Below are 13,093 nucleotides of genomic sequence, written 5' to 3'. Positions count from 1 at the left end.
TCGTGGCAAGGCGCAATGCGGGCGTCAGGCGCGACCGCCGTCCGGCGGACGCGGCACAACCGAGAACACCAAGGAGTACGGCCATGGCCGTCGTCACGATGCGGGAGCTGCTGGAAAGCGGCGTCCACTTCGGTCACCAGACCCGTCGCTGGAACCCGAAGATGAAGCGCTTCATCTTCACCGAGCGCAACGGCATCTACATCATCGACCTGCTCCAGTCGCTGTCGTACATCGACCGCGCCTACGAGTTCGTCAAGGAGACCGTCGCCCACGGCGGCACGGTCATGTTCGTCGGTACGAAGAAGCAGGCGCAGGAGGCCATCGCCGAGCAGGCGACCCGCGTCGGCATGCCCTACGTGAACCAGCGCTGGCTGGGCGGCATGCTCACCAACTTCTCGACCGTCTACAAGCGTCTGCAGCGCCTCAAGGAGCTTGAGCAGATCGACTTCGAGGATGTGGCCGCGTCCGGCCTCACCAAGAAGGAGCTGCTCGTCCTCTCCCGCGAGAAGGCCAAGCTGGAGAAGACCCTCGGCGGTATCCGCGAGATGTCCAAGGTGCCCAGCGCCGTCTGGATCGTGGACACCAAGAAGGAGCACATCGCGGTCGGTGAGGCCCGGAAGCTCAACATCCCGGTCGTCGCCATCCTCGACACCAACTGCGACCCCGACGAGGTCGACTACAAGATCCCGGGCAACGACGACGCGATCCGCTCCGTCACCCTGCTCACCCGCGTGATCGCCGACGCCGTCGCCGAGGGCCTCATCGCCCGCTCCGGTGCCGGCAAGGCCGCCGAGGGTGACAAGGCCGCGGGCGAGCCGCTCGCCGCGTGGGAGCGCGACCTGCTTGAGGGCGGCGAGAAGAAGGCCGACGAGACCGCTGCCGAGGCGCCCGCCGCCGAGGCTCCGGCCGCCGACGCCGAGGCCCCCGCCGCTGAGGCCGAGACTCCGGCTGAGGCCCCCGCCGCCGAGGCCGAGGCTCCGGCTGCCGCCGAGGCCCCCGCCGAGGCCGAGGCTGAGAAGCCGGCCGCGGCCGAGCAGGCCTGACGTCCAGCGTCACGGTTGAGTGAGGGCGGGCGGCGCCTGGTGCGTCGCCCGCCGTTCACCCCCAGCCCGTAGATCTTCGGTGGACGCCCGCCCGATCAGCGGCGGACGCCGACTGCAGAGACTTCGAACTCCGAGAAGAGATTCACAGATCATGGCGAACTACACCGCCGCCGACGTCAAGAAGCTCCGTGAGCTCACGGGCGCCGGCATGATGGACTGCAAGAAGGCGCTGGACGAGGCCGACGGTAACGTCGACAAGGCCGTCGAGGCGCTGCGCATCAAGGGCCAGAAGGGCGTCGCCAAGCGCGAGGGCCGCTCCGCCGAGAACGGCGCCGTGGTCTCCATCATCGCCGACGACAACACCTCCGGTGTCCTGGTCGAGCTGAAGTGCGAGACGGACTTCGTCGCCAAGAGCGAGAAGTTCCAGGTCGTCGCCAACCAGATCGCCGAGCACGCCGCCGCGACCTCCCCGGCCGACATCCAGGCGCTCCTCGCCTCGGAGATCGAGTCCGGCAAGACGGTCCAGGCGTTCGTCGACGAGGCCAACGCGAACCTGGGCGAGAAGATCGTCCTCGACCGCTTCGCCCAGTTCTCCGGCGCCTACGTGGCCGCGTACATGCACCGCACCATGCCCGACCTGCCCCCGCAGATCGGTGTCCTGGTCGAGCTGGACAAGGCCGACGCCGGTCTCGCCAAGGGCATCGCGCAGCACATCGCCGCCTTCGCGCCGAAGTACCTCTCCCGTGAGGACGTTCCGGCCGAGGTCGTCGAGTCCGAGCGCCGTGTCGCCGAGGAGACCACCCGCGCCGAGGGCAAGCCCGAGGCCGCGCTCCCGAAGATCGTCGAGGGTCGCGTCAACGGCTTCTTCAAGGAGGCCACCCTCCTCGGCCAGCCGTACGCGCTCGACAACAAGAAGTCCGTCCAGAAGGTCCTGGACGAGGCCGGTGTCACCCTGAAGCGCTTCTCGCGCATCAAGGTCGGCATCTGAGTCCGTACCGCGATCGACGCGCGATCCCGCTAGGGTCGACAGCAGTCGTCCGTGTCGGTCGCGCAGACCGTCACGCGCGGGCGTGAACGGACGACAGCAGATCAGACGAGGAGGCCATTGCCGCGCATGGGATGCGAACAACACCCCGCCGGCAGTGGCCTTCTTCGTATGTGCGACCCGTATGTGCGACACGTAGAAGAGGCGAGATCTCCATGACCACCACCAAGGCCGCCGACAAGGACGAAAAGAGCGACACCGGCAAGGGCTCCGGCCGCTTTCTGCTGAAGCTTTCCGGTGAGGCGTTCGCCGGTGGCGGAGCGCTCGGCGTCGACCCCGACGTGGTGCACAAGATGGCCCGGGAGATCGCCGCGGTGGTCCGCGGCGGTGCCCAGATCGCCGTCGTCATCGGGGGCGGCAACTTCTTCCGGGGCGCCGAGCTCCAGCAGCGCGGCATGGACCGGGCCCGCTCCGACTACATGGGCATGCTCGGCACCGTCATGAACTGCCTCGCCCTCCAGGACTTCCTGGAGAAGGAGGGCATCGACTCGCGCGTGCAGACCGCCATCACCATGGGGCAGGTCGCCGAGCCGTACATCCCGCTGCGAGCCGTACGGCACCTGGAGAAGGGCCGTGTGGTCATCTTCGGCGCAGGGATGGGCATGCCGTACTTCTCCACGGACACCACCGCCGCCCAGCGCGCTCTGGAGATCGACGCCGAAGCGCTGCTGATGGGCAAGAACGGTGTGGACGGGGTCTACGACTCCGACCCCAAGACCAACCCCACAGCGGTCAAGTTCGACGCGCTCAGCTACGGCGAGGTCATCACCCGCGACCTGAAGGTCGCCGACATGACCGCGATCACGCTGTGCCGCGACAACAAGCTCCCGATCCTCGTCTTCGAGCTTCTGACCGAGGGCAATATCGCTCGGGCGGTCAAGGGTGAGAAGATCGGCACGCTTGTGGGTGACCAGGGCAGTCGGGCCTGACCGGGGGATGGACAATGTCCTGCCGGTCGGGAACCGTTCAGGAATAAGACGCGACGCAGCCGGCCGCCTAACCGCCAGGGAACCGCAGCCGGGCCTACTCAAGACACGCAGGAGCAAGTGGTGATCGAAGAGACCCTCCTCGAAGCCGAGGAGAAGATGGAGAAGGCCGTCGTGGTCGCCAAGGAGGACTTCGCCGCGATCCGCACAGGCCGTGCGCACCCGGCGATGTTCAACAAGATCGTGGCGGACTACTACGGCGCGTTGACCCCGATCAACCAGCTGGCCTCGTTCTCGGTGCCCGAGCCGCGTATGGCCGTGGTGACCCCGTTTGACAAGAGCGCGATGCGCAACATCGAGCAGGCGATCCGCGACTCCGACCTCGGCGTCAACCCGAGCAACGACGGCAACATCATCCGGGTGGTGTTCCCCGAGCTCACCGAGGAGCGCCGCAAGGACTACATCAAGGTGGCCCGCACCAAGGCCGAGGACTCCAAGATCTCGATCCGTTCCGTCCGCCGCAAGGCCAAGGACGGCATCGACAAGATGATCAAGGACGGCGAGGTCGGCGAGGACGAGGGCCGCCGTGCGGAGAAGGAGCTCGACGACACCACCGCGAAGTACGTCGCGCAGGTGGACGAGCTGCTCAAGCACAAGGAAGCAGAGCTGCTCGAAGTCTGATGAACGACTCTTCCTGGGGGGCGCCGCCACAAGCCGGGTACTGGGGGCCGTCCGACCGGGGGCCTGTCCAGGGGGATGCCCCGGCGGGTCCCGCGTACGATGCGCACCACGCGCAGCAGACTCGCCCCATGCCCATCGTGCCCGACGTACCCGCGCATGGCGGAGACCAGGATGACGACCGGGGGGCTGCTCGGACGGGCGGCCCCCTGTTTCGCGACGAGACGCCGCCACCGTCGACGCCGCCGCCCTTCCGGACTTCGTCGCAGCACCCGCTGAATCCGCAGGAGCCCATGACCAGCGCCGCACAGCCCGCACCCGCGCCGCAGAAGAAGAACGCGGGCCGCGACCTGGGTGCTGCCATAGGGGTCGGGGTCGGGCTCGGCGTGGTGATCGTCGCGTCGTTGTTCGTCGTCAAGGCCGTCTTCATCGGCGTCATAGCGGTCGCTGTCGTGGTCGGTCTGTGGGAGCTCACGTCGAGGCTCGCGGAGCGCAAGGACATCAAGGCGCCGCTCGTGCCGCTGGCGGTGGGCGGCGCGGCGATGGTCGTCGCCGGCTACGTCCGCGGGCCCGAGGGTGCCTGGGTGGCCATGGCGCTCACCGCGCTCGCGGTCCTGGTCTGGCGGATGACGGAACCGCCCGAGGGCTACCTCAAGGACGTCACCGCGGGAGTCTTCGCGGCCTTCTACATCCCGTTCCTCGCCACCTTCGTGGCGATGATGCTCACCGCGGACGACGGCGCGTGGCGGGTCCTCACGTTCCTGCTGCTGGCCGTGGTCAGCGACACGGGCGCGTACGCCGTCGGGTGGCGCTTCGGCACGCACAAGCTCGCCCCGCGCATCAGCCCCGGCAAGACCCGCGAGGGCCTGCTCGGCGCGGTCGCCTTCGCGATGGTGGCGGGCGCGCTGTGCATGCAGTTCCTCATCGACGACGGCACCTGGTGGCAGGGCCTGATCGTCGGCTTCGCGGTCGCGGCCAGCGCCACGCTCGGCGACCTCGGCGAGTCGATGATCAAGCGGGACCTGGGCATCAAGGACATGGGCACCCTGCTCCCGGGCCACGGCGGGATCATGGACCGGCTGGACTCGCTGCTGCCCACCGCTCCCGTGGTGTGGCTGCTGCTGGTGCTCTTCGTCGGATCGGGCTGACCGGACCTGGCACCGCGTGACCTCGGGGACCCCCGGCCGATCACGGCCGGGGGTCCTCGGCGTCCGGGCCCGCAGGGGAGTACCGGTCCTACGGGGAGTACTCGTGCGGCCGGCCACCCTGCCACTTCACCCAGCGCGGGTCGTCCAGCAGTTCCCAGGCGTCGTCCGGCAGGCCCGCCCGGCGCAGGAACTCGGCCAGGTCGGTGTCGCTGTGGGCGAGGCCGAAGACCTGGCCGTGGATGGTGACCCGGCGCCCGCGGGCGCCCGTCATGCGGTGCACGACGATGGGCGCCGCGTTTGTTCCGCTCATCCCGCTCGTCCCGCTCGTGTTCTCGTCCTGCGGTCGTTCGCCGTTCACAGCACACCCAGATCGTTGTCGGGCCGGCAGTAGGGGCACGCGGTGATGCCGTCCTCCGTGATCGCCCGGAGCGCCTGTTCGCGGGGCAGCGGTTTCGTGTTCTTGCCTGCCATGCCGCAGTCGCTCGTATGGACGGCGTCGGGGGTGGGTCTGCCACCCGCTCTGCGCAGCGCGAGCTTCCAGCCGGGCGTGGATGAGGGCGTTGTGCGCGCGGTACGGGCGGTGGCTGCCTCCTGACGTTCGAGTTCGGCGATGGTGTCGTCCGTGCGGCGCAGCTGCCAGGCCAGCCATTCGCGGACGCTACGCAGGCGATCCAGACGAGACACTTTATCGGACACGCGTTCGATTCTAGGTCCTGGTGTGGCCTAGATGGCAACGCGACCGCCGGAAGGGCCCCTGAAACCGTGCGGGGCCGTGAAGGGGCCGGGGGTGTGCGCCAGCGGCCGGGGGCGTGCGGCGACCGCCTCGCAGGGCCGCACGCCCCCGAAACCTCGCGGCTCAGGTCACACGAATCGATCTGCGACACTGGTACAGCCATGCCTAAGCCCGGAGAACTCACATTCGTCGCCCCCCGCGGAGCCAAGAAGCCGCCGCGGCACCTTGCCGATCTCACGCCTGCCGAGCGTAAAGAGGCCGTTGCCGCGGTCGGTGAGAAGCCGTTTCGTGCCAAACAGCTCTCGCAGCACTACTTCTCGCGGTTCGCGCACGATCCCGAGCAGTGGACCGACATCCCTGCCGGCTCGCGCGCCAAGCTGCAGGAAGCGCTGCTGCCCGAGCTGATGACGGTCGTGCGGCATCTGTCCACCGACGACGACACCACCCGCAAGACCCTCTGGCGGCTCTTCGACGGCACGCTCGTCGAGTCCGTGCTGATGCGCTACCCGGACCGGGTCACCATGTGCATCAGCTCACAGGCCGGCTGCGGGATGAACTGCCCGTTCTGTGCGACGGGACAGGCCGGTCTCGACCGGAACCTGTCGACCGGCGAGATCGTGCACCAGATCGTCGACGGCATGCGGGCGCTGCGCGACGGGGAGATCCCCGGCGGTCCGGCGCGGCTCAGCAACATCGTCTTCATGGGCATGGGTGAGCCGCTCGCCAACTACAAGCGGGTCGTCCAGTCCATCCGGGCCCTCACCGACCCGGAGCCGGACGGGCTCGGGCTCTCGCAGCGTGGGATCACCGTCTCGACCGTCGGTCTCGTCCCCGCCATCAACCGGTTCGCCGACGAGGGCTTCAAGTGCCGTCTCGCCATCTCCCTGCACGCCCCGGACGACGAGCTGCGCGACACCCTCGTACCGGTCAACACACGGTGGAAGGTACGGGAAGTGCTGGACGCGGGCTGGGAGTACGCGGCCAGGTCGGGGCGCCGGCTCTCCATCGAGTACGCGCTCATCCGGGACATCAACGACCAGGCGTGGCGCGGTGACCGGCTCGGGCGGATGCTCAAGGGCAAGCCGGTGCATGTGAACCTGATCCCGCTGAACCCGACGCCGGGCTCCAAGTGGACCGCCTCGCGGCCCGAGGACGAGAAGGCGTTCGTCGAGGCGATCGCCGCCCATGGTGTGCCCGTCACCGTCCGGGACACCCGTGGCCAGGAGATCGACGGGGCGTGCGGACAGCTCGCGGCCACCGAGCGGTAGTCTGGCGCAGAGATACGTACATCTTCATATTCCGACAGGGGAGCGCCACAGCGCTGAGAGTGCGGGACAGCCCGCAGACCCTCTGAACCTCGCCCAGGTCATTCTGGGTAGGAAGTTCGGTCACTACTCAAGCTGTTGCGCCCTGCCCGGGATCCGTTCGAGGTCCCGGGCAGGGCCGCGTCTCTTCCTGGTCAACCCAGGAGGAATCGAGTGAGCACCAGAAGCGCCAAGAGCGCCAAGAGCAACATCTTCAGGATCACCGCCGTGGTCGCGGCCGGCGGTCTCGGCCTCGCCGCGCTCAGCGCGTGCGGGTCGTCCGACTCCGGGAGCGGTGACGAGGGCTCCGGGTCCAAGACCGTCACCCTCGTCAGCCATGACTCCTTCGCCTACACCAAGGACGTGCTGAAGGCGTTCGAGAAGGAGTCCGGGTACAAGGTCCGGGTCCTCAAGGACGGCGACGCCGGGCAGGCCGTCAACAAGGCGATCCTCACCAAGGGCAACCCGCAGGGAGACGTCTTCTTCGGCGTCGACAACACCCTGCTCTCCCGCGCGCTCGACAACGGACTCTTCCAGTCGTACGAGGCCGAGGGCGCCGACGGCATCCAGGCCCGGTACCGGGTCGACCAGGACAAGCACCGGGTCACGCCCATCGACTCCGGAGACATCTGCGTCAACTACGACAAGGCCTGGTTCAGTGAGCACAAGCTGGCCGTGCCGACGTCCTTCGACGATCTGGTCAAGCCCGCGTACAAGGATCTGCTCGTCACCGAGAACGCCTCGACCTCCTCGCCCGGCCTCGGCTTCCTGCTCGGCACCGCCGCCGAGTACGGCGACAAGGGCTGGGAAGGCTACTGGAAGAAGCTCAAGGCCAACGGCGTGAAGGTCGTCGACGGCTGGGAGCAGGCCTACAACGAGGAGTTCTCCGGGTCCGCCGGCGGCAAGAAGGCCAAGGGCGACAGGCCGCTCGTCGTCTCCTACGCCTCCTCGCCGCCCGCCGAGGTCATCTACGCCGACCCCAAGCCCAAGACCGCGCCGACCGGAGTCGCGGAGGGCACCTGCTTCCGCCAGGTCGAGTACGCGGGCCTGCTGAGCAACGCGAAGAACAGCAAGGGCGGCAAGGCGCTCATCGACTTCCTGGTCGGCAAGCAGTTCCAGGAGGACATGCCGCTCAACATGTTCGTGTACCCGGTGATCGAGGGCGCCAAGGTGCCCGACGCGTTCACGCAGTACGGTCCCGCCGCCGCGAACCCCGAGACCCTGGACCCCGCCAGGATCGCCGACAACCGTGACGAGTGGGTCAAGACATGGACCTCGCTCGTACTGAAGTAGAGGCCGGCGCGCGGCCCCGGTCTTCGCGGTCTTCGCGGTCCTCACGCCGGGGGAGCGTGGCGCGGCTCGGGCTCATGGCCGTGCCCGTCGCGTTCTTCGGGGTGTTCTTCGCCTATCCGGTCGCCGCGATCACCGCCCGCGGGCTGAAGGCCGACGGGGTCTGGCGGTTCGGGCGGATCGCGGACGTGCTCGGACAGTCCGACATCCGGCACGTCCTGTGGTTCACGACCTGGCAGGCGCTCGCCTCGACCGCGCTCACCCTGCTGGTCGCGCTCCCCGGCGCGTACGTCTTCGCGCGCTTCGAGTTCAGGGGCAAGCAGATCCTGCGGGCGGTCGTCACCGTGCCGTTCGTGCTTCCCACGGTCGTCGTGGGCACCGCCTTCCTGGCGCTGCTCGGGCGGGGCGGGCTGCTGGACGAGCTGTGGGGCGTACGCCTGGACACCACCGTGTGGGCCATCCTGCTCGCGCACGTCTTCTTCAACTACGCGGTCGTCGTCCGCACGGTCGGCGGCCTCTGGTCGCAGCTCGACCCGCGGCAGGAAGAGGCCGCCAGGGTGCTCGGCGCCTCCCCGTTCGCGGCCTGGCGCAGGGTGACGCTCCCGGCGCTCGGCCCGGCCGTGGCCGCCGCCGCGCTCATGGTGTTCCTCTTCACCTTCACCTCCTTCGGTGTCGTGCAGATCCTCGGCGGCCCCACCTTCTCCACCCTCGAAGTCGAGATCTACCGGCAGACCTCGGAGATCTTCGACCTCTCCACGGCCGCCGTGCTGACGCTCGTCCAGTTCGCCGCGGTGGGCGCGATCCTCGCCGTCCACGCCCGGACCGTACGGCGGCGGGAGACCGCCCTGCGGCTGGTGGACGCGGGCGCGACCGCACGACGGCCGCGCGGGGCAGGGCAGTGGGCGCTGCTCGCGGGCGTCCTCGGCTCCATCGCCGTCCTGCTCGTGCTGCCGCTGGCCGTCCTCGTCGAGCGCTCGCTCGACGCCCCCGGCTTCGGCTACTACAAGGCGCTCACCCGCAACGAGGGCAGTCTCTTCCTGGTCCCGCCGATCGACGCCGTCGGCAACTCGCTGCGGTACGCCTTCGCCGCGACCGCCATCGCCCTGCTGATCGGCGGACTCGCGGCCGCCGCCCTCACCCGGCGGGACACCGGACGGCTCGGACGGCTCGTCCGCGGCTTCGACGCGCTGCTCATGCTGCCGCTCGGCGTCTCCGCCGTGACCGTCGGCTTCGGCTTCCTCATCGCGCTCGACGAGCCGCCGCTGGACCTGCGGAGCAGCTGGATCCTCGTGCCGCTCGCACAGGCGCTGGTGGGTGTCCCCTTCGTCGTACGGACCATGCTGCCGGTGCTGCGCGCGGTGGACGGACGGCTGCGCGAGGCCGCGGCGGTGCTCGGCGCCTCGCCCTGGCGGGTGTGGCGCGAGGTCGATCTGCCGATGGTGCGGCGGGCACTGCTGATCGCGGCCGGGTTCGCCTTCGCGGTGTCGCTCGGCGAGTTCGGCGCGACCGTCTTCATCGCACGGCCCGACAACCCGACACTGCCGGTCGCCGTGGCACGGCTGCTCGGACGGGCCGGGGACCTCAACTACGGGCAGGCCATGGCCCTGTCGACCATCCTGATGCTGGTGTGCGCGGTGGCGCTGCTGGTCCTCGAACGCCTGCGCACCGACCTTCGTTCCGACCGGACGGGAGAGTTCTGACGATGCTCAAGCTCGATGGGGCGACCGTACGGTTCGGGGGGCGGGCCGTGCTCGACGATGTCGGACTCGATGTCGCCGAGCACGAGATCGTGTGCGTCCTCGGGCCCAGCGGCAGCGGCAAGTCGACGCTGCTGCGGGCCGTCGCGGGGCTCCAGCACCTGGACGACGGGCGGGTCTTCCTGGACGGCCGCGACCTCGACGGCGTGCCCGCGCACAAGCGGGGCGTCGGCCTGATGTTCCAGGACCACCAGCTGTTCCCACAGCGCGACGTGGCCGGAAACGTCGCCTTCGGGCTGCGGATGCACGGGGAGTCGAAGCAGCGACAGACGGTCAGGGTGGGGGAGTTGCTGGCGCTCGTGGGGCTGCCGGGCGCGCAGGGGAGGGCTGTCGCCTCCCTCTCCGGGGGCGAGCAGCAGCGCGTCGCGCTCGCCCGTGCGCTGGCTCCCCGGCCCCGGCTGCTCATGCTCGACGAACCGCTCGGCCAGCTGGACCGCTCGCTGCGTGAACGGCTCGTGGTCGAACTGCGGGAACTCTTCGGTGAATTGGGCACCACCGTGCTCGCGGTCACGCACGACCAGGGCGAGGCCTTCGCGCTCGCCGACCGGGTCGTCGTGATGCGGGACGGGCGGATCGCCCAGTCGGGTACGCCACTTGAGGTCTGGCAGCGGCCGGCCGACGAGTTCGTGGCGCGCTTCCTCGGCTTCGAGAACGTGACCGGGGCGGTCGTCTCCGGGGAGGCCGCGGACACGCCCTGGGGCAAGCTGCCGGTGCCCTCGGGTACTCCGCAGGGGGAGGTCACGCTGCTCGTGCGGCCCGCGGGGGTACGGCTCGTACCGGTCGCGGAGGGGCTGCCGTGCACGGTGGCCGCGCGGACCTTCCGGGGGACGCATGTCGCCGTACAGCTGCAGGCGGAGGGGGCGCCGCGGCTGGAGGCGGCGTGTGCGCTGCGGGATGCGCCGGAGGCGGGGGAGGAGGTCGGGGTGGTCTTCGATGTGGGGGAGGTTGTCGTGCTGGGAGGGGCTGCGGGGGGCTGATGGGACTCGACCTGCGGGTCGGTGAGGGCTGGTTGCGCAGTTCCCCGCGCCCCTGAAAGACAAAAGACTGCGCCGTTCCCCGCGCCCCTGAAGACAAAGGATTGCGCCGTTCCCCGCGCCCCTCAACAAGGGGGCTGGGACGTGGCGGTGGCCCGCCCCCTTGTTCAGGGGCGGGCCACTGCTGGGTGTTGCTGCCTGCTGGGGTCAGCGGGTCTTTGCTGCGCCTCGGCGGCGGAGCGCGAACATCACGCCGGCGCCGGCCGCCACGAGCGCGGCCGCTATGCCGGCGATCGCACCGGTGTTGGAGCTGGAACCGGTCTCGGCGAGGTTCGAGTCGCCCGCCGGGGACGGGGCGTTGTCACCGGTCGACGCGGCCGGAGTGGTCTCCGACTCGGACGGCTCCGGGGACTCGGCAGGCTCCGAGGGCTCCTCCGCGGGCTCGGAGGGCTTCTCCGAGGGCTTCGGGGTCGCCGGAGGCGTGGTCGTCTCCGGGGACTCGCAGGCCTCGGACGGGGTGACGAGGTTCGGCTTGATGTCCTCGTCGACCTGATTGCCGGCCTTGACGTGCACGCGGTACGTCGCCTCCGGCTTCCAGTCCTCGGAGAAGTCGATGGTCACGCCTTCACGCGTGCCCTCGACCTCCTGCTCACCGACGAGCTTCGCGTCGGCACCGTTCGACTGGAGGTAGACACTGACCGTGGCCTTGACGCCCGACGGGTCCTTGTCGGTGACACTGATGACGCCCTTCGTACCGTCGCACTTGGCGACGGCCGAGAACTCGCTGATGTTGCAGGCGAGCGCGTTGCCGGCCAGGCCGAGCGTGAGCGCGGCCGAGGCGGAGGCAACTCCGAGAATGCGCACAGAACGTGCGGTACGGCGAGATATGGACACGATTGCCCTTCACGGGATGCACAATATGAGGGGGGTTGATGGGAGCTACTGAGAAACAGCAATCCCAGACGCCTCACAGGTTTATTGGGCACCGTCCGGGGTTGTCAATCCGTGTGTCCGTCTTGCCCCTTGGCTTTTAGGTTTCATTTACACGCGACAGGCGGTCGAGCGCCTCCGGTGCCTCCTCGATCCGGTCCACCAGCGCGATGCGGGACTCCATCGGGCGGTCGCGGGCGAGGGCTTGCAGGAGCGGCCAGGCGGGCAGCCGCTGCGTCCAGTGGGCGCGGTCCACCAGGACCATGGGGGTGGGTTCGCCGCGGGACTCGTAGTAGTTGGGGGTCGTGTTGTCGAAGATCTCCTGGACCGTACCGGCGGCGCCGGGCAGGAAGACCACGCCCGCGTTCGAGCGGGCCAGCAGGCCGTCCTCGCGGGTGGCGTTGGCGAAGTACTTGGCTATGTGGGAGGCGAAGGCGTTCGGCGGCTCGTGCCCGTAGAACCAGGTGGGGATGCCGACGGAGGCGTTGCCTTTCGGCCAGCGCTCGCGCACCTCGAAGGCGGCGCGCGCCCAGTCGGTCACCGACGGCACGAACGACGGCGCCTTGCCGAGGAGTTCGCACGCCTCGTCGAGCATGCCGTCGCGGTACGGGGCCGCGTACGCGCCGAGGTTGGCCGCCTCCATCGCGCCGGGGCCGCCGCCGGTCGCCACCGTGAACCCGGCGCGGGCGAGCGCGCGGCCCAGCCGGGCCGCGCCCCCGTACGCCTCGGTGCCGCGCGCGATCGCGTGACCGCCCATCACGCCCACCACGCGCGCCGAGCGCAGGAGTTCGTCCAGGGCGTCGGAGACGGCGTCGTCGTGGATCGAGCGCAGCATCGACGCGTAGATGTCGCCGTCGGCCCGGGTCCGCTGGAACCAGTCGTACGCGACGGCGTCCGGCGTCGCCTCGTACCCCTTGTCGAGGGAGCCGAACAACTCGTCGGGCGTGTAGAGATGACCGCGGTACGGGTCGAACGGCACACCGGGCAGGGGCGGGAAGACCAGCGCGCCGTCGGCCCGGATCTTCGCCGCCGCGTTCTCCCGCATCGGGCAGCCCAGGAAGACGGCGCCCGCGGTGTCGCTGGCGAGCAGCTCTTTCGTACGGTCCGTCAGATCGACGGCCTGGACGCGGAAGCCGGTGAGGGTGCCGCGGGCCGAGACGGTCGCGTCGAACTCCTCCAGCGTCTCGATCTCACGGTCGTTGTGATGGGCCACATGGGCGGGGCTCGTCTGCACCCGCCCATGTAAGCACGGGCCGTTCGAGCGC

General features: G+C 69.6%; 13 protein-coding genes. 9 read left to right on the top strand and 4 right to left on the bottom strand.

The window, feature by feature from the left end:
* Positions 1-83 precede the first annotated feature (83 nt).
* The 5 genes from rpsB (at position 84) to C6Y14_RS39750 (ending at position 4,840) form a co-directional block, all read left to right on the top strand.
* A complete protein-coding gene (gene rpsB, locus C6Y14_RS39770; protein ID WP_107021796.1) occupies positions 84-1,043 on the top strand; it encodes a 30S ribosomal protein S2 in 960 nt (319 codons plus the stop codon).
* Positions 1,044-1,194: 151 nt separating this feature from the next.
* On the top strand, positions 1,195-2,031 hold the full coding sequence (tsf, locus tag C6Y14_RS39765) for a translation elongation factor Ts (protein ID WP_107021795.1): 837 nt from the start codon (positions 1,195-1,197) through the stop codon (positions 2,029-2,031).
* Between the two features lie 212 nt (positions 2,032-2,243).
* Positions 2,244-3,017: a UMP kinase gene (pyrH, locus tag C6Y14_RS39760; protein ID WP_107021794.1), complete on the top strand. Its 774-nt coding sequence runs from the start codon at positions 2,244-2,246 to the stop codon at positions 3,015-3,017.
* A 120-nt stretch (positions 3,018-3,137) separates the two neighbouring features.
* Complete coding sequence (frr, locus tag C6Y14_RS39755; RefSeq protein ID WP_107021830.1) at positions 3,138-3,695, top strand: ribosome recycling factor; 558 nt, start codon at positions 3,138-3,140, stop codon at positions 3,693-3,695.
* Entirely contained in the window at positions 3,695-4,840 is a 1,146-nt protein-coding gene (locus C6Y14_RS39750; protein WP_107021793.1) for a phosphatidate cytidylyltransferase, read from the top strand. The genes frr and C6Y14_RS39750 overlap by 1 nt, the downstream gene beginning before the upstream one ends.
* 88 nt (positions 4,841-4,928) lie before the next feature.
* Here C6Y14_RS39750 and C6Y14_RS39745 read toward each other — a convergent pair whose 3' ends face one another.
* Positions 4,929-5,150 (bottom strand): hypothetical protein, encoded by a 222-nt coding sequence (locus tag C6Y14_RS39745; protein ID WP_107021829.1) that lies wholly within the window; start codon positions 5,148-5,150, stop codon positions 4,929-4,931.
* A gap of 44 nt (positions 5,151-5,194) precedes the next feature.
* Positions 5,195-5,536 (bottom strand): DUF6233 domain-containing protein, encoded by a 342-nt coding sequence (locus C6Y14_RS39740; RefSeq protein ID WP_159074401.1) that lies wholly within the window; start codon positions 5,534-5,536, stop codon positions 5,195-5,197.
* A gap of 198 nt (positions 5,537-5,734) precedes the next feature.
* Here C6Y14_RS39740 and rlmN point away from each other — a divergent pair, with 198 nt between their 5' ends.
* The 4 genes from rlmN (at position 5,735) to C6Y14_RS39720 (ending at position 10,901) form a co-directional block, all read left to right on the top strand.
* Complete coding sequence (rlmN, locus tag C6Y14_RS39735; protein WP_107021791.1) at positions 5,735-6,841, top strand: 23S rRNA (adenine(2503)-C(2))-methyltransferase RlmN; 1,107 nt, start codon at positions 5,735-5,737, stop codon at positions 6,839-6,841.
* A 246-nt stretch (positions 6,842-7,087) separates the two neighbouring features.
* Positions 7,088-8,170: a thiamine ABC transporter substrate-binding protein gene (locus C6Y14_RS39730; RefSeq protein ID WP_107021828.1), complete on the top strand. Its 1,083-nt coding sequence runs from the start codon at positions 7,088-7,090 to the stop codon at positions 8,168-8,170.
* Positions 8,146-9,867: an ABC transporter permease gene (locus C6Y14_RS39725; RefSeq protein WP_107021790.1), complete on the top strand. Its 1,722-nt coding sequence runs from the start codon at positions 8,146-8,148 to the stop codon at positions 9,865-9,867. Before C6Y14_RS39730 ends, C6Y14_RS39725 begins: the two co-directional genes overlap by 25 nt.
* 2 nt (positions 9,868-9,869) lie before the next feature.
* Positions 9,870-10,901: an ABC transporter ATP-binding protein gene (locus C6Y14_RS39720; protein ID WP_107021789.1), complete on the top strand. Its 1,032-nt coding sequence runs from the start codon at positions 9,870-9,872 to the stop codon at positions 10,899-10,901.
* Between the two features lie 204 nt (positions 10,902-11,105).
* Here C6Y14_RS39720 and C6Y14_RS39715 read toward each other — a convergent pair whose 3' ends face one another.
* Both C6Y14_RS39715 and C6Y14_RS39710 read right to left on the bottom strand, forming a co-directional pair.
* Entirely contained in the window at positions 11,106-11,762 is a 657-nt protein-coding gene (locus C6Y14_RS39715; protein ID WP_225891511.1) for an LAETG motif-containing sortase-dependent surface protein, read from the bottom strand.
* Positions 11,763-11,928: 166 nt separating this feature from the next.
* Entirely contained in the window at positions 11,929-13,062 is a 1,134-nt protein-coding gene (locus C6Y14_RS39710; protein WP_107021787.1) for an LOG family protein, read from the bottom strand.
* Positions 13,063-13,093: the final 31 nt, after the last annotated feature.

Origin of the sequence: Streptomyces dioscori, from assembly GCF_003024195.1 — a bacterium.
GTDB lineage: Bacteria > Actinomycetota > Actinomycetes > Streptomycetales > Streptomycetaceae > Streptomyces > Streptomyces dioscori.
Note: the sequence above shows the minus strand (reverse complement) of the source record. Positions and strands in the feature narration are given on the sequence as shown.